The organism is Thermophagus xiamenensis (assembly GCF_900112795.1).
GTDB classification, from domain to species: domain Bacteria; phylum Bacteroidota; class Bacteroidia; order Bacteroidales; family Marinilabiliaceae; genus Thermophagus; species Thermophagus xiamenensis.
The window spans coordinates 51,708-69,066 of sequence record NZ_FONA01000013.1; the positions used below are offsets into that span (position 1 = coordinate 51,708).

Below are 17,359 nucleotides of genomic sequence, written 5' to 3' on the forward strand. Positions count from 1 at the left end.
CTGTATTAAATTTTTTAACTATGAAGCTTAAAAAGAGTTGCTTTATTTTAATATTTTGTTTAATGGTTTTTCCAGTATTATCTCAGAAATATCGAGTTTTAGAATTGGCTGAAGGATGGGCCAAAACATCTATAAATGCCACAATATTTAGAAAAAATTCGGTGGTTAGTGACGGGAAATTTCAATACATTGCCTGGTATGATACTTTAGGATATGTAACATTGGGAAAGCGTTCTCTAAAAAATGACCACTGGGAAATAAAGCAAACCAATTTGAAAGGAAATGTTTATGATGCTCACAATAGTATAAGTATCATGGTTGATGGTGATGGTTATCTTCATTTGGCATGGGATCATCACGATGGTCCTCTGAATTATTGCCGGAGCAAACGACCTGGGGCCCTTGATTTAACTAATAAACTTCAAATGGTAGGTTCTTTTGAAGATCAAGGTGTTACTTATCCTGAATTTTATCGATTACCCAATGGCGATTTGTTGTTTGCTTATCGTCATGGAGCTTCAGGAAAGGGAAATTTAGTATTAAACAGATATTATACTAAAGAAAAAACTTGGCGTAGGATTCAAAACTCTTTAATCGATGGCGAAGGAGAGCGAAATCCTTACTGGCAAATGTGTGTGGATAAATCCGGGGTTATTCATATATCTTGGGTTTGGCGTGAGTCCTGGGATATCTTTACGAATCATGATCTTTGTTATGCTAAATCTTATGACGGTGGGGAAAATTGGGTAACCAGCCGGGATGAACCTCTGGTTATTCCAATAACCGCTTCAACAGCTGAGTATGCGATGAAAATTCCCCAAGGTAGCAATCTTATTAATCAGACTTCTATTTATGCAGATTCAAAGGGACAGCCTTTTATAGCTACTTATTGGACTCAATCTGGAGATACTGTTCCTCAATTTTATTTGGTATATCTTAAAGATCGGCAATGGAATGTTTCACAAGTCACAAAGCGTCAAATGCCTTTTTCTCTTAAGGGTGGGGGTACACGTCGCATTCCTGTTAGCAGGCCACAAGTTATTTTGTCTGAAAAAAAGAATAGAGTGTATGTGATTTATCGAGATAGGGAGCAAAATAACAATATTTGTATTTCATCGGCTCCATTGCGTAATTTAAACAATTGGTCTTTAACAACAATTTCCGGATTTGATGTTGGCCAATGGGAACCCTCTTATGATACGGAATTATGGAAAGGAAAGGAAAAGCTTCATTTGTTTGTGCAAAAGGTGGGGCAAGGAAAAGGTAATGAGAAACCTGAAAATTTAACCGCACAATTGGTTAAGTTGTTTATTTTTAAAAAATTATAAAGTCTTTGTCAGATAGTTAAATATTAATAATGTTGATCTAAAAAAATAAAGTTATGAATTACGAATTAAGGTACGCCGCACATCCAGACGATTTCAAGAGTTACGATACGAATAGGATCCGTAAGGATTTTCTTATTGAAAAGGTGATGGTACCTGGAGAAATTAACCTCGTTTACTCTTTGTATGATAGATATATTGTAGGGGGAATAGTTCCAACTGATAAACCGTTGAAGCTTGAAACGTTTAAAGAGCTGAAGGCCGATTTTTTCCTTCAACGCCGTGAAATGGGCATTATTAATGTCGGGGGTGATGCCAAAATTATCGCTGATGGAAATGAATATATTTTGAAATATAAGGAAGCCCTTTATTTGGGCAGTGGAAATAAAGACGTTATTATGACTTCCGTTGATGCTTCCCGACCGGCTCATTTGTACATTAATTCAGCACCTGCGCACCATCAATACCCCAACCAAAAAGTAACGCGTGACGATGCAGAAATAGTAGAGCTTGGTGCCCTTGAAAGTTCCAACCACCGGGTAATTAATAAACTGTTGGTTAATAGTGTCGTGAAGACTTGTCAATTACAAATGGGAATGACTGAACTGAAACCCGGCAGTGTTTGGAATACTATGCCTGCCCATACACATACTCGCAGGATGGAAGCCTATTTTTATTTTGAAGTTCCGGAAGATCAGGCAATTTGTCATTTTATGGGTCAACCCAATGAAACCCGACACATTTGGATGAAAAATGAGCAAGCCGTTATTTCTCCTTCTTGGAGTATCCATAGTGCTGCTGGAACTTCAAATTATACCTTTATTTGGGGCATGGCTGGTGAAAACCTTGACTATGATGATATGGAGAAATGTGGCCCGCAGGATTTAAAATAAAAAACAGTAGCAAGTTTTTGAACAAAATAATGGTAAGTCCCAAATGTTGGAATATATAGCATTTGAATTACCAATAATAGTTCTTTTGTCTGCTGTACTTAGAAAATAATGTGGATAATTGACAGGATAATAGACTCAGGTGAGTTTTATGTTTTTAATAACAATAAACTTTGATTAACCCAGATAAAAAATTTAAATATGAATTTTTTAAAGGAATTATTTGACCTTTCCGGTAAGGTGGCTTTGGTTACCGGCGGAAGTCATGGCATTGGTATGGCCATTGCCAAAACGCTTGGGAAAGCCGGTGCAAAAGTTGTTATCAATGGAAGATCGCAAGAAAAATTGGAACAAAGCAAAGCTGAGTTCAAAAAAGAAGGAATTGAAGTATTCGCATTGGCTTTCGATGTCACCAAGGAAAAGGAGGTGGACCAAGGTATTTCAACCATTGAAAATAATGTAGGGTCTATCGATATTTTAGTGAATAATGCCGGTATGATAAAAAGGGTGCCAATGTTGGAGATGCCTGTCGAAGATTTTAAACAGGTGATAGATGTGGACTTGGTTTCCCCCTTTATTGTTTCGAAGCGGGTGGTGCCTGGTATGATAAAAAAGAGACAAGGTAAAATTATTAATCTTTGTTCAATGATGAGCGTTTATGGGCGCAATTCGGTATCGGCTTATGCCGCCGCAAAGGGAGGACTGAAACTTCTTACTGCCAATATGACTTGTGAATGGGCCAAGTACAATATTCAGGTAAATGGAATCGGGCCCGGATATATTGCTACATCTCAAACAGCGCCCATTCGTGAAGGCAACCATCCTTTTAATGACCTGGTAATGACACGTACGCCTGCAGGTCGATGGGGTGACCCTGAAGATGTAGGTAATGCTGCGCTTTTCTTGGCCAGTAGGGCTAGTGATTTTGTAAACGGACACGTATTATACGTTGATGGTGGTATCTTAGCTAACTTTGGGTATGTTAAAGGTGAAAACGATTTGCCCAATGAATAGGTCATGACTGTTACTAAATAAATAAGAACAGTTTATGTATTCCTTTTGACCATTATAGCAAAACAAACTACCTAATTATGAAAAGAATAAAAATAATACTTGGAGTTGCAGTTTTTTTACTTTTGTGGACATCCTCTTGTTCTAAAAAACAATTGCTCGTGGTTTCTAATCCTTTGGATGTGGAAAGAATAGATGAAACCATTATAGTAAAACGAACTGAGCTGGAACAGCGTTATGGTGAAATCCCGGATGGATATGCTGTGGCACTTAAGCTCGATAATAAATATGTTCCGTCCCAGGTTGATGATATGGATGGAGATGGTATATGGGATGAACTTGTTTTTACGCTTGATTTTAAGCCTTCTGAAACTTTATCGCTCAATGTAGTAACAATACCGGAAAATGAGTATCCGGATTTTCCAATGCGGACCAATATCCAACTTGGTATTCTTCAATCAGATAGTTCTTATAAAGAGGTAGATAAATATGATGCTCCATCTATTTCTGAAGGGTTTAAAATTATAGCACAGGGAGAAAGTGTAAGCTGGGAAAATGATAAAATGGGGTTTCGTAACTATTTTGATGTTAGAAATATAAAGGACTTATTTGGGAAGCTAAAACCCGATATCATTCTCGATAAGCTTCATACTCCAGATATACCTAATTATCATGAGCTGTCTGATTGGGGAATGGATATTTTGCACTGTGGAAGTTCTTTAGGTGCCGGTGGACTGGCCATGTTAGAGGCTGATTCTCTTTACCGTTTGGGATCTACTGAAAAATATTCCTTTGAAAAGATTACTGAAGGGCCTGTTCGTTCTGTCTTTGATCTTAAATACGAAGGTTGGAAAGTGGCAAATCAATCCCTGTCGGCTGTTGAGCGAATTACTATTTATCCTGGCAAATATTGGTTTATGTCAGATGTAACTGTTTCTGATTTTGAAGGGACTAAACAACTGGTTACAGGAATTGTTACAAGCAAGCTTACGAATGATCCATTTGAGTTTAAGGCTGAACCCGGGTATCGTGTAATAGGCACACACGACCGACAATCAGAAAATAATGATGAACTCGGAATGGCCGTGATGCTTAAGGACAATGAAGTTACCAGGATTGCCAGGACTACTGATATCAATTTTTTTGAAAGAGGTTACCAAACAGTGGTGGAGAAAGGTTTTAGTCATGTTATTTCAGAAACTTATTATGTAGCTCAAAAAATAAAAGCCGATAAACCAGCACGGCATTATTTCTTTGCAGTTTGGGGGCTGGAAAATGAAAAGTGGAAAAATCCCGAAAATTTTAAAGCATACATTTCTTCCGAAGCTGAAAAGATTGGAAATCCCGTGGTAATCAATTAGGTAGCCATTGATTGAATACCATTTAAATATTCGGATTAAATTTTTGTAATTGGTTTAATGAAAAGCAATGGCAGTAAGTTTATAATTTTGTTACAGTTACAAGCTAACTCGGCCATGCTTGTTTTTTCATTTTTCGGTTGTAGAATGATTTTCTTTTAGCCGGTATTTCTAAATTCTAAATTTCTATTGTATATTGTTGACGTTTTAATAGGTTTTATTAGTTGTGTGTGAAAGGAGTGGGGCTGTAATTAACAGTTTCACTCTTTTTTGTGAGTGTTTTCAATGTATCTTATGGATAATGTTGATAGGCAAGTTCTATATGTATAATTTTATGTGGTAGATGTTGGGATTGTGGTGAGCTGTATTTTTCCCGTGAAGTCAAAAATCTAAAGGGTATAGTTTCCCTGATATAAAAATGTGAATTATAAAAAAAGGAGACGTCCAATCCGTTTTTGGATGTATCGTGGGGAAAATGAACATCTCCTTGCTTTTGTTATTAAAATTGTGTCCTTTAAAGAGGTTGATGGTGTTTTAAAGAATTTCTATCAATTCCACCTCAAATACAAGCGTTTCATTAGGTCCAATTTTATCACCCGCTCCATTTACTCCATAGGCCAGGTCGGAAGGAATAAATAATTTCCATTTGGCACCTACTGGCATTAACATTAAAGCCTGTTTCCATCCTTCAATAACCTGGTTCACTCTAAAGGTGGCCGTATCGCCACGTTCAATGGAACTGTCGAAAACGGTTCCGTCCAGCAGTGTACCATGATATGTGCAACGCACCTTATCGGTTGCATTAGGTTTAGGACCTTTTCCATCCTTTATAATTTGATATTGAAGTCCACTTTCTAATGAAATAATTCCTTTATTAAGAGCGTTTTTGTTTAAAAATTCTTCTCCCTTTTTAAGATTTTCCCTGGCTTTGGCATTTTTCAAGCTATCTTTTCTCTCCCTTATTTGTTGGTAGATTTTACGAATATATAAGTCGGCTGTCATTTCGGTAAAATAGGAATGGTCATAGGCTAATTCATTAAAAAATCCTTTTTTGAAGATTTCAACGTTAATTGAATCAAACTGTTTATGGCGAAAGTCTATATATCTTTGTAACAGGTTTGAGTTCTTTAATGATAAGGCTACTTTCCTATAGTCGATCGTATCGAAGGGTATTTGTTTTAAATTGTTTTTCCAGCTGTTGGCTTCGTAAAATCCCAAGGCATAACTTAAACTGTCCAGTTGCGTTTTGAGTTCTACTTTTCCTGTATTTGGTACACGGTTACAGGTAACTATGGACAAAAGAACAATAGGGATGAACAGGTACAATAGTCTTTTTTTCATGCTTGCGTAATTTATTTTTGTTTATAAAAAAGATGTGATTAATTTTTTTAGTCGGTTTGATTATAAGGAAAGACCATATTTAAAGATTGGGTTCTTCGTATGCTTAATTCTTTTATTTAGGTACTCATCCCATTTTTATTCTTAAGGCAATTCTAAATTTATTAACTGTACATTATCATTTAATGTAAGGTAAAAATAGAACAAATAATTTAAAACAGCATATTAGAGGAATGATGCACTGCCCGTATTTCTAAAAAAGAGATTGATTACTACAATTCCGAAAAAAACTTGTAACTAAATTCTTTTAAATTAGTATTTAGAAAATGTATAAGTGTTAGTAGGTTAATTTATTTTTTTATAGCTCTAAGCATTTCTCTTTTTCCGGGTGGTCCTGGAATTTTCTCTGTTTTAAGACCTGCCTTTTGCATGGCCCTGCGTACAATTCCTTTTGCACTATAGGTGGTTAATATAGCACCGGAATTCATAATATTAGCAATGTTTTCAAATATTTCGGGAGTCCACAGATCTGGTTGTTTGTCAGGGGCAAAGGCATCAAAATAGACTAAATCAAATTTATGAGTGCTTTTAAATTTTTGTAAATCTGTATGCTCTTTGAATAATTGGAATTGAGGTGTTATTTGTTTAGGCTGGTCCCATTGTGCGTTATGAATTTCATTGAACCAGTTACTTGCTTTTGAGTGAGGAATTTGTTGTGGATAATTAATTTTTTCGATTATTTCTTTGCTTAGTGGAAATTTTTCGAGTGAATGGTAATAAATAGAGTGGTTTTGGCTATAAGTTAAAGTTAACAAGGCATTAAGTCCTGTTCCAAAGCCAACCTCCAAAATCTGGATAGGCTTTGAATGGTAATTTTTTGCATTGATAATTGGGTCAAACGAACTATTTTTGGTCATTAATTGGGAAGGTGTATTGAAATGTTCACTTTCTAATTCCGTATTTTTTTCAAAATAAAACATCAGTCCGGCCCAAATAAAAACATGCATAGATTCCTGGATGGCACCATGAACGGAATGGTAATGTTCATTGAGATCAGGACGATATAGTGTGGATGAACCGTCTTCAGATGTTTTAAGTATAATTGGAGGATAATCTTGCATTCGTCTGTTATTTATTTAATTCATAGGTCAAATGGAACTTGCATGGCTCCAAAATTATATGCATGTTTTTGTTATAAGAATATTCATGCTCGGTTCTTTATAAATTTTGAAACAAAGATAATGATAATAGGGGGCTTTGGCGATGACATTATGATTTTGTGAATTGCATAAGAGATTTTGAAATATTAAAATAAAAAATAAGTCCTGAAATCTTTTATAAACAAAGAATAGTTTACTTAAAATCATATGAATTTCTACCGGCCTAAAGAGGGCTTAAATAATTTATAGCAAAGGTTGTTAATAATGAGGATAAATAAGATTACTTTTATTATAGCTATGGAAGCTGAGGCTAAACCAATAATAAAAAAGTTTAGCCTTTTGGAAGATAAGACTTTTTGTCCGGGATTACCCATGCGTAGCTGGGTCGGAGAATTTGAAGGAACTAATGTTTCAATTGTGATTAATGGTAAAGATTCTGGCAATGGTTTAGATTTTATTGGAACTGAAGCAGCCACACTAGCGACTCATTTGGCAATAGAAAAGTTTCAACCTCAAATAATAATTAATGCAGGGACGGCCGGTGCATTTGCTTCAAAAGGCGCTCATGTTGGGGAAATATATCTTAGTTATCCTAAAGTGGTTTTTCATGATCATCGTGTGGATATACCAGGATGGAGACCTCATGGCGAGGGACACTTTAAGGTTTGGGATACAGAACAATTAAAAACTTTAGGATTTAAATACGGAATTGTAACTACCGGTAGTTCTTTAGATATGTTACCAGAGGACGAAAAGCAAATAAATCGTTTGGGTGGTAAATTAAAAGATATGGAGGCTGCTGCAGTGATTTGGGTGGCCTCATTGCATAACATCCCTGCTTTTTGTGTTAAGGCGGTAACCGATTTAGTTGATTCAGGAAAACCCACACATGAAGAGTTTCTTGAAAATTTAAAGTTTGCTACTACTAACTTGGCTGAGGGCTGTTTTAAAATTGTTAGATTTTTGGCTTATAATCCTAATATTCGTTTGAAATAGAGAAGTAGAAGAGAAAATCCCCTATGTTTACCGTATTGGTGATCCATATAAGCTTTTTCCGGGAAAAATTCTCTAAATAGTAACAATGTTTTGTGATGTAATCCCGGAAGTTTTATGATGTCATTAAAAACCATAAGTTTGTGTTTTTGAGAAGTGTTTCTTTCCTTATGAAACATCATTTCGTCAGGAAATGGAATGTTATGTTTGATGTTCCAGGGGTGGTGGGGTAATAAAAGAGAACTCCAATAGATAACTGAGGAAATTTGCCTTTGAACTTTAGGGTTAATGTTAATTATTTTTTGAAAAAAGTCAGAATCTTTTATGTTGCGTTGGAGAATTAATGCTAAATCGAGTAACCAGCTCAACCGCATGCCGCCCAGTTTATAGCCTTTGAAAATGTGTGCAGCCAAATGATAGGCTTGTAATACATCATTTAAAACAGTTATTTCAAGGTTGTTGGAAGGCGAAATGGTTTCTTTAAAGAGGTCTGTATTTTGAGGATTGAAGGAATTGCCTAACGCAAAAAGACGTTGGTGGGGTTCAATCATGATATTTTGCCATAGCATGGCAGGTATATGAGCATTTATTTTGGCATGATATCCGGATAGGGGTGGGCAAAGGGTGGTTGCACCATGTTGTAGCATTATTTCTTGAAATGAATTTATTTTATCTTCAGGTACTAATATATCTATATCGCCCATCGGACGTAAAGCTTCTTGAGGATAAAGTGTATAGGCTAAAGCTATACCTTTTAATGGTATAATGGGAATGTTATGTTGTTGCGATATTGTATTGATATCCTGAAAAACTTTCCACTTTTGACGGTTCATTAACAGCGTTTGCAAATATTGCATTTTGAGAGGCTGTTCCAATTGATCAGGCAGGCTACTCTTTTTTTGCTTTTGATATTGGTAGTAACACCAAGGTGCCACACCATTACGTGTTGCAAAATTTAAAATATCTTTAATACTTTCTGTTATTTCTGACCATTTTATACTTGTATCAAAGCGGCACCATTCAAAAACCAATTTGGCAATTGGGGATGAAAAAGGGCTGTTTTTACTCATGTGTCTTAATTAATAACCTATCAAAATAAAATTTAGAAGGCAAAGCGCTCAAATGTTTATAGCAGGTTGTTACAATCCGGCTATAAATGAATTTTCATCCGTATATAATTTGTTTAATTTATTGAATTAGTGGTTCTTGAAATTAGTCATTAGTCATTAGTTAATTAGTCATTAGTTAATCAACACTAATCACTAATGACTGTTGACTAATGACTATAAACTTCTTCTGCCTTCTGCCTGTGCACTTCTGCCTCTCGTTGACGTTGCCTTTAAGATAGCTTTAACCTCATTATATTACTTCTTAATTCGCCTTCCTAATTAAATTCGTAGTAAAACTAATAATAACAAATATTTCGACAATACTTTTGTCCGAGATTTAAATGAAAAATGCAGCTATTTCGAATGGATGAGAAATAGAGGTAGACGAATGTATTTATTATTCGTATAAAAATTACTTATATCATTGAATTATTGGTTTTTAAAATTAGTTATTGGTGGTTAGTCATTAGTAATTAGTAAATCAACACTAATTGACTAATCACTAATCACTTCTTCTTCCTTCTTCCTTTGCACTTTATTATTTATGTTCTATTTGGGATAAGCTTTTTTAATCACGTCTGTTTCAAATGTATTATCACTAAGATGAAAGATTGATCTTTGGTTTAACATTAAACATACTTGACTTTTTGTGATTGTTTCCATAATTTAGAATGATAGAAGTGTGGAAAAATAATTGCCAGAAAATCAGTGGGAAGGATGATTTTTTATTTAGAATGGAACTAAATAGTGATGCAATTTAGGTATTTAGGACTTTGAAGTCGTTTATTTTTATTGTAATTTTGTTAGACAGAAAACAAAAAATAGGATACCATGACATCAATACAATTTACCAACCGCTTGTTAGGCTTGCAGGACAAATTGCTTTATTTTGCTCTGAGTTTGACATCGAATGATGAAGATGCCCATGACTTATTACAAGAAACTATTTTGAAGGCTTTAACTTACCGGAATCAATTTGTTGCCAACACCAACTTCAAAGCCTGGGTGTTTACCATTATGAAAAACACATTTATTAATAACTATCGACGAAATCAAAAAACACGTAATACTTTTGATGGTTCCGACGATGCCTTTAAACATGCCTACAAGCAGAATTATACTTCGGAGACACCAGAAATGGTGCATTCTGTTATGGAGATGAATAAGTATATTGAACAATTATCTGACGAATTTAGAATTCCATTCAAGATGCATACTGATGGTTACAAATACAAAGAAATTGCAGAGGAGTTAGATCTTCCAATTGGGACTGTCAAAAGCAGAATATTTTTTACTCGTAAAAAATTGCAGGAAATGCTGAGAGATCGTGAAGGAAGCTATGCTGTTTGATTTTTTATATAACCAAATAGGTAATCGAGTGCCGAAATAAATAAGTCTAAGGTTTGGGTTTAGTGGATGAGTGGGCAGCCGGCCAATTGTTATTATAACAATGGCCGGTTGTTTTTTTGTTTTTATAAAAAATTTGGTGCAATCTTATTTTTTGTCTAATTTTTGATGCATAACATAATTTGCAATTTCTCTTTGTTTTATTGATAATAGGATTTATTTAACTGTATAAATTTTTCCTAATTCATTTGAATTTTTAAATTAAGTATGAATACTAAATTAAAATCAGGACGATATCAGCGTATTTTTGGGCAAATTAAAAAATTAATTGAGGCCACAACCAGTCCGTGGTCGCGCATGAGTACTATTGCGGCACTATTGCATCATAAAATGCCTGACTATTTTTGGACGGGTTTCTATTATTTGGATGAAAATGGCGATTTGGTGGTGGGGCCGTATCAAGGGCCGGTTGCTTGTCTCAAATTAAAAAAAGATACAGGCGTTTGCTGGGCAGGGATTAATGAAGAGCGGAGCCAGGTGGTGCCTGATGTTAATAAATTTCCGGGACACATTGCCTGTTCTTCTTTAAGCAAATCTGAAATTGTGGTGCCTTTTAGGGATAAATCAGGGAAAGTGGTTGCTGTATTAGATGTGGACAGTCGAAAATTGAATGCTTTTGATGATACGGATAGAGAGGAGCTTGAAAAAATTGTAACACTTATTTATGAATAGTTTATACTGGGACATATTAAATGTAGGTTTAACTTTTTTATGACACCAACTGTAATAATTACCGGTGCAGCAAAACGTATTGGTGCAGCTTTGGCACGTTCGTTAGCAGCCGAAGGTTGGGATGTGGTTTTGCACTACAATTACAGCCGCGATGAAGCCAAAGCTCTTGCCAAGGAGTTGAAAAGCAAGTATATGGGGCGTAACTTCCCGGTGGTTCAATGTGATTTAAGCAATACTGATGCAGTATTGTCTTTTTTTGAAAGATTGCCATCTGGAAATGAAAAACCAATGGCACTGATTAATAATGCCAGTACATTTAATGCAGGTTCTATTGAAGAAACTTCGCCTGCTTTACTTCGAAAAGAAATGGAAGTCAATTTTGATGCACCATTTTTTTTGCTCCAGTCGTTTAAAAATTCTTTTGAAAAGGGGACAATAATAAATATTTTGGACACAAAAATAACATCAAATGAGGGATCACATGCAGCTTATTTGTTAGCCAAGAAAAATTTGGCGGCCTTAACCAAAATGGCCGCTCTGGCTTTTTCGCCAGATGTCAGAGTGAATGCGGTGGCACCCGGACCGGTATTAGCACCAGCCCGTAAAAGTGAAGATTATCTTGTCGAAAAAGCAGGTAATACTCCTTTACGGCGTAAAGTGGAGCTCAGTGATATTGCTGCATCTGTCTCCTTCCTGTTGAACACTCCTTCCATTACAGGACAAATTATCTATTGTGATAGTGGATTACATCTTTTATAACTTCAATTATGGCGAAAATTGTTATTAAAGATTTATTGTTACGCACCCAGGTGGGCTTTAATCCTCATGAAGTGGGGAAAAAACAGGATTTACTGCTTAATATTACTATTGAATATACCACTCAGGGGGAAGAGGTGAGTGACATGCCTTCAGAAGCATTGAATTACAGGGATATTTGTAAAAAAGTAATTGCATTGGTCGAAGGCAACCATTTTAATTTACTGGAGAAGGTGGCCAACGATGTGGTTGAACTTTTGTTTGCTGAGCCCAGAATTGAAAGGGTTGAAGTGGAAGTGGACAAACCACATGCTTTACGTTTTGCACGTAGCGTTTCCTTTAGTTTGTCTAAAAGCAAAGCCGCACCAGACAATAATCATGAATAAGAAAAAGACCCGGTAAAGTTCCAGGTGGTTAGTCAACAGTCAGTAGTCATTAGTCAACAAGTGGTTAGTGTTAAATAACTAATGACTCACGACTAACCAATAATGACTACTTTTAAGAAATAATATATCAATGAAGTAAGTAAATTTTATACGGATGAAACGAGCATGACTAAAAAGATTTGTCACAATAAGAACATGTATAAACTTTAAGTCATGCGAGTTCCATCAGACCAATAACTCAGAAAAATTTTATACTGATGAAAAATCAGGTAATAGTTGTGCTTGGGAGTAATATAGATGCAGAAAAAAATATTAATGTTGCCTTGTCTTTGCTAGAAAAATATTTTAAGGTAAATAAAATTTCCTCGGTATTAAAGACCAAACCTATTGGCATAACAAACCAACCCGACTTCTTAAATGCTGCAGTGTTTATGGAGACCTCTCTTGAACGGGAGGCCTTGATCCAGCGTTTAAAGGCATTGGAAGATGAATTGGGACGTGACCGAACGCGCCCCAAATTCGGTCCCAGAGAAATTGATCTGGATATCCTTTCCTGGAACGGAAAAATTGTTGATGATGATTATTACAGCAGAGATTTTTTACAACAACTGGTAGCTGAATTGAATCAATAAACATTTTTCGTTTTATGATTTAGCCAATATTTCCCAAAATCTTTTCTTCCGTAGTTAATTCCCCGCCAGCCAATAACATTGCCACATCAATTAGTGCCAAGTGTGAATAGGCCTGCGGAAAATTGCCAAGTAACCGTTTTGTTTCAAAATCCATATCTTCGCTAAAAAGGCCTAAATGATTGGAATACTTTAATAGCTGTTCGAATTTTTTCTTTGCTTCTTCTTTTTCGCCAATTTTGTAAAGCGCACGGATGAGCCAGAACGAACAGATGGTAAAAGCAGACGAAGGTTGCCCAAAACCGTCGTAGTTGCGATAACGGAACATAAGGCCGTTATGCTCCAGCTCGCGTTGTATGGCTTTTACGGTACTTTTATAGCGGGGATCATCCCCTTCAATAAAACCATAGGTTTCCATTAACAATACGGAAGCATCCAAATCGTTACTGTCATATGATTGGGTGAAGGCCTGCTTTTCTTCCGACCAGGCATTTTTCAAAATGTCCACTTTAATTTTTTCCCGCAATCGCTCCCAAGAACGAATATAGTCTTTCTGGTGTAATAGTTCTGCAATTTTAATGCCCCGGTCGACTGCCACCCAGCACAGTACTTTGCTGAATGTAAAGTGTTTGGTGCTGTGTCGGATCTCCCATATCCCTTTATCAGGTTTTTGCCAGTTTTTTTGCACCACCTTTATAATATTTCTTGTGATGGTCCAGAGTTCCTCACTGTGTTCAAGAGAAGTGGTAAAAAGATGAAACAATTGGTAAATGACATCAACCAGAATACCGTAAATGTCGTTTTGCTTTTGTTTATAGGCGGCATTTCCGATACGCACAGGTTTGCTGTTTTCGTATCCCGAAAGGTGAGGCAATTCATATTCGGTTAATTTTTTTTCACCGTTAATCCCATACATGATTTGAATTTTCTCATCCTTGTCGGGTAAAAGATTTATGATGAAATTCAGGTAACGATGAGCCACATTAAAATGACCAAGCATGGTCATCACTTTTATTACCATGGATGCATCTCGAATCCAGCAAAAGCGGTAGTCCCAGTTGCGTTCTTCACCAATGGTCTCTGGAAGAGAGGTGGTTAATGCGGCCAGGATAGCTCCGCTTTTCTGGTAGCTCAGCAGTTTTAGAACCAATGCACTTCGCAATATTTGATCGTTGTATTTTTTGAAACGAGTTGTTCGTTCCGACCAATTGAGCCAATATACTTTTGTTCGTTGTAATTTTAAATAGGCTCTTTCGATGGTTTGCACCAATAGCTTTTGGTTGTAACTTATAAGAATAAATTCATCTTTTTCAAGAGTTATGGGTAATTGGCCTACTACTGCCAATTTATCCATACTGGTATACAAATACAATGAGTCGTAACTCCCTTTGGTGGTTTGGGCTTTTACATATTTTTCGTGGATAGTGATTCTTGTATCAAATTTGGCATACTCTAAACGAGGGTCATAGAGAATTTTTATTTTGGGCTTGCCTTTTATCCATTTAATGTACCTGATGAGGTCTGGTGGTATATAATAGGTTCCATTATCGGATTTATAACGAGGCATAAAGTCATGAATTTCGAATGTGCCATCTACACATTCGAACCGGGTTATCAATATATTTGAATGGAATCCGTATTTCTGAGTAATATTTGCCCCCGAAACCGAGATGATGGAAAAATGGCCCCCCTTTTCTTTATCCAAAAGAGCTGCAAATACCGACGGCGAATCAAACTGTGGAAAACATAACCAGTCTACTGACCCTTTTTCCGATATTAATGCCGCACTTTTCCCGTTGCCTACAATACCATAATTTAAATTATTCATCAGAATGTAATTTACCTAATTCTTTGGTTTTATGGAATTTAAAGTTAGTTGTTGGTCGTTGGTTATTGTTTCTTATGTAATCAATACTAATAACTAATGACTAACCACTAATGACTAAAAACTTCTTCTGCCTTCTGCCTGAGCCCTTCTGCCTATTTTAAATTTATGTTAATCATTCTTTTTTTATTTAATTGAGGCTTCAAAGTTTGTAAAATAAAGAAAAAAGAACTATACTTTGAATAAAATAAAAACTTAATTTTATGAATAAACTTCATATCGTTTCCAATCGCCTGCCATTCAGTATTGTTACCCAACAAGATCAGATTTCTTTAAAACCAAGTGTGGGAGGGTTAGCAACAGGGATGAAATCGGTTTATAAAGATTTTGAGGGACGATGGATAGGATGGCCGGGTGTGGCTACTGAAGATTTTTCTGCATCTGATTTTGAGAAAATTGATACTATGTTGCAAAAGGAGGGATGTGAGACTGTCCCGCTTTCCTCATATGAGGTTGAAACTTTTTATGAAGGATTTTGTAACCGTACCATATGGCCACTGTTTCATTACTTTAATCAATATGTCGATTATTCTCCCGAGTTTTGGGAGTCTTACGTTAAAGTAAATCAAAAATTTGCCGATAAAACTATTGAGGTTATCGATGATGGAGATTATGTTTGGGTTCACGATTATCAGTTAATGCTGGTTCCTGGAATGATCAAAAAAAAACGTCCCGATATTATTATCGGTTTTTTTCTGCATATACCATTTCCTTCGTATGAAGTTTTTCGTTTTCTCCCCTGGCGTAATGAAATTTTAGAAGGGCTGTTGGGTGCAGATTTGGTAGGTTTCCATACTTATGATTATGAACGACACTTTTTAAGTAGTGTTCGTCGTCTGTTCGGCTATGAGATATCATTTAATCGCATACATATAGAAGAACGGATTGTGTTGGCTGATGCTTTCCCAATGGGCATTGATTACGATAAATTCCATAATGCTGCACTCCAAACTATTTCAAAAACGTTAAGGGAAAAGTCTCAGTTGCATCAGGAATTAGAAAAAGTATTTTTTGTTTCACCTGAGCGGAAACTCATTTTATCCATTGACCGGCTCGATTATTCTAAAGGTATCCCTCATCGATTAAGAGCATTCGAAAAATTCCTGGAAAAATATCCTGAATACCGCACCAAAGCAACTCTTGTTATGTTGGCTGTTCCTTCCCGAAATTCGGTGCCGCAGTATCAACAACTTAAACGTGAAGTGGAAGAGTTGGTGGGACGAATAAATGGTTTGTACGGTTCGGTTAACTATTCACCCGTTTGGTATTTCTATCGTTCCCTCCCTTTTGAAAATCTGGTTGAGTTATATAGTATGAGTGATGTGGCTTTACTGACACCTGTGCGTGACGGGATGAATCTGGTAGCTAAAGAATATGTCGCTTCTCGCATTAATCAGACCGGCGTAATGATTATTAGTGAAATGACCGGTGTGGTTAAAGAGATGGCTGAAGCCATCGTTATTAATCCTAATAATGAAGATGAGGTAGCCGAAGCCATCAAACAAGCGTTGGAAATGCCGGTAGATGAGCAGCGGGCCCGCATGGCGGTGATTCAAAATCGACTGAAGCGGTATGACGTCTTTAAATGGGCTGAGCAATTTGTCGCATCATTAAAGCGTATTGCCCAGATTCAACGCGATTTTATATCTAAAAAAATTACACCAATTTTAGCACAGAAACTCTTAAAAGAATTTGCCAAAGCAAAATATAGGGCCATATTTCTGGATTACGATGGTACGCTTATTCATTTTAAAAAGGCGACTCGCGAAGAGGAGCCGGGAGCCGCACCTGATGAGGCACTTTATGAAATCTTAAATGCCTTGACCAGTGATGAAAGAAATGAGGTGATTTTAATTAGTGGCAGAGATAAAGTAACATTGAGTAAATGGTTTGATGGCGCCAATGTTAGCCTCATTAGCGAGCATGGTGTGTGGATGCGTGAAAGAGGAGGTGACTGGCAAATGCTAACCAACGCTACCAACTCGTGGATGCCTATGGTTCGACCTGTTCTTGATAACTTTGTGGTTAGAACCCCGGGAACCTATCTGGAAGAGAAAAATTATTCTTTGGTTTGGCATTACGAAAAAGCAGAAGCCGAATTAGGGGAATTAAGAGCTAATGAGCTTAAGGATGAATTGACTACCCTGGTGGCTAATCATAACCTGGAAATTATGGAGGGTAATAAGGTTGTTGAGGTAAAAACAGGGGGAATCAATAAAGGGGTTGCGGCCAATCGTTTTTTGTTGAATAAGCCTTTTGATTATATATTGGCTATGGGCGATGACTGGACCGATGAATACCTCTTTAGAGAATTACCACCCGAAGCCATAACCATTAAAGTGGGTATCAAATATACCAGTGCTGCGTATAAACTCGAAACCGTAGATGCTGTACGAAATTTTTTGCGTGAAATGTCAAGATGCTAAATAAAATATTTTAA

The 17,359-nt window shown here is 36.3% G+C and carries 15 protein-coding genes; 11 read left to right on the forward strand and 4 right to left on the reverse strand.

Annotated features, from left to right (window positions below; all coding sequences use genetic code 11):
• The first annotated feature begins 62 nt into the window (after positions 1 to 62).
• The 4 genes from BM130_RS09220 (at position 63) to BM130_RS09235 (ending at position 4,587) form a co-directional block, all read left to right on the forward strand.
• Entirely contained in the window at positions 63 to 1,328 is a 1,266-nt protein-coding gene (locus BM130_RS09220; protein WP_010528099.1) for a BNR repeat-containing protein, read from the forward strand.
• A 53-nt stretch (positions 1,329 to 1,381) separates the two neighbouring features.
• Positions 1,382 to 2,218, forward strand: a complete 837-nt coding sequence (kduI, locus tag BM130_RS09225) for a 5-dehydro-4-deoxy-D-glucuronate isomerase (RefSeq protein ID WP_010528098.1) — start codon at positions 1,382 to 1,384, stop codon at positions 2,216 to 2,218.
• Positions 2,219 to 2,416: 198 nt separating this feature from the next.
• Positions 2,417 to 3,229: a gluconate 5-dehydrogenase gene (locus BM130_RS09230; protein WP_010528097.1), complete on the forward strand. Its 813-nt coding sequence runs from the start codon at positions 2,417 to 2,419 to the stop codon at positions 3,227 to 3,229.
• A gap of 77 nt (positions 3,230 to 3,306) precedes the next feature.
• On the forward strand, positions 3,307 to 4,587 hold the full coding sequence (locus BM130_RS09235; RefSeq protein WP_010528096.1) for a DUF4861 domain-containing protein: 1,281 nt from the start codon (positions 3,307 to 3,309) through the stop codon (positions 4,585 to 4,587).
• 531 nt (positions 4,588 to 5,118) lie between these two features.
• Here the strand turns inward: BM130_RS09235 and bamJ are convergent.
• Together bamJ and mnmC2 are read right to left on the reverse strand one after the other, a co-directional pair.
• Positions 5,119 to 5,925 carry a BamJ family beta-barrel-assembly machinery protein gene (gene bamJ, locus BM130_RS09240; protein WP_010528095.1) on the reverse strand — a complete coding sequence of 269 codons (807 nt, stop codon included), beginning with the start codon at positions 5,923 to 5,925 and terminating at the stop codon, positions 5,119 to 5,121.
• A gap of 347 nt (positions 5,926 to 6,272) precedes the next feature.
• Positions 6,273 to 7,043, reverse strand: a complete 771-nt coding sequence (gene mnmC2, locus BM130_RS09245) for a tRNA (5-methylaminomethyl-2-thiouridine)(34)-methyltransferase MnmC2 (RefSeq protein WP_010528094.1) — start codon at positions 7,041 to 7,043, stop codon at positions 6,273 to 6,275.
• A 303-nt stretch (positions 7,044 to 7,346) separates the two neighbouring features.
• On the opposite strand from mnmC2, the gene BM130_RS09250 reads away from it, so the two are divergent.
• Positions 7,347 to 8,078, forward strand: coding sequence for a phosphorylase family protein (locus BM130_RS09250; RefSeq protein WP_074964357.1), 732 nt, complete (start codon positions 7,347 to 7,349; stop codon positions 8,076 to 8,078).
• Here the strand turns inward: BM130_RS09250 and BM130_RS09255 are convergent.
• On the reverse strand, positions 8,051 to 9,145 hold the full coding sequence (locus tag BM130_RS09255) for a nucleotidyltransferase family protein (protein WP_010528092.1): 1,095 nt from the start codon (positions 9,143 to 9,145) through the stop codon (positions 8,051 to 8,053). The two genes, BM130_RS09250 and BM130_RS09255, sit on opposite strands and share 28 nt — an antisense overlap.
• An 870-nt stretch (positions 9,146 to 10,015) precedes the next feature.
• Here BM130_RS09255 and BM130_RS09260 point away from each other — a divergent pair.
• The 5 genes from BM130_RS09260 to folK all read left to right on the forward strand — a co-directional run bounded on the left by BM130_RS09260 (position 10,016) and on the right by folK (position 13,037).
• The gene (locus BM130_RS09260) at positions 10,016 to 10,534 is read left to right on the forward strand and encodes an RNA polymerase sigma factor (protein WP_010528091.1); all 519 of its coding nucleotides are present in this window, start codon (positions 10,016 to 10,018) and stop codon (positions 10,532 to 10,534) included.
• A gap of 264 nt (positions 10,535 to 10,798) precedes the next feature.
• A complete protein-coding gene (locus tag BM130_RS09265; protein ID WP_010528090.1) occupies positions 10,799 to 11,263 on the forward strand; it encodes a GAF domain-containing protein in 465 nt (154 codons plus the stop codon).
• Positions 11,264 to 11,302: 39 nt separating this feature from the next.
• Positions 11,303 to 12,022: an SDR family oxidoreductase gene (locus BM130_RS09270; protein ID WP_010528089.1), complete on the forward strand. Its 720-nt coding sequence runs from the start codon at positions 11,303 to 11,305 to the stop codon at positions 12,020 to 12,022.
• 8 nt (positions 12,023 to 12,030) lie between these two features.
• The gene (locus BM130_RS09275; protein ID WP_010528088.1) at positions 12,031 to 12,405 is read left to right on the forward strand and encodes a dihydroneopterin aldolase; all 375 of its coding nucleotides are present in this window, start codon (positions 12,031 to 12,033) and stop codon (positions 12,403 to 12,405) included.
• A 257-nt stretch (positions 12,406 to 12,662) separates the two neighbouring features.
• Complete coding sequence (gene folK / locus BM130_RS09280) at positions 12,663 to 13,037, forward strand: 2-amino-4-hydroxy-6-hydroxymethyldihydropteridine diphosphokinase (protein ID WP_010528087.1); 375 nt, start codon at positions 12,663 to 12,665, stop codon at positions 13,035 to 13,037.
• A 19-nt stretch (positions 13,038 to 13,056) separates the two neighbouring features.
• Here folK and BM130_RS09285 read toward each other — a convergent pair whose 3' ends face one another.
• Positions 13,057 to 14,862 carry a glycoside hydrolase family 15 protein gene (locus BM130_RS09285; protein ID WP_010528086.1) on the reverse strand — a complete coding sequence of 602 codons (1,806 nt, stop codon included), beginning with the start codon at positions 14,860 to 14,862 and terminating at the stop codon, positions 13,057 to 13,059.
• A 260-nt stretch (positions 14,863 to 15,122) separates the two neighbouring features.
• Here BM130_RS09285 and BM130_RS09290 point away from each other — a divergent pair, with 260 nt between their 5' ends.
• Complete coding sequence (locus BM130_RS09290; protein ID WP_010528085.1) at positions 15,123 to 17,345, forward strand: bifunctional alpha,alpha-trehalose-phosphate synthase (UDP-forming)/trehalose-phosphatase; 2,223 nt, start codon at positions 15,123 to 15,125, stop codon at positions 17,343 to 17,345.
• The last annotated feature ends 14 nt before the right edge of the window (positions 17,346 to 17,359 follow it).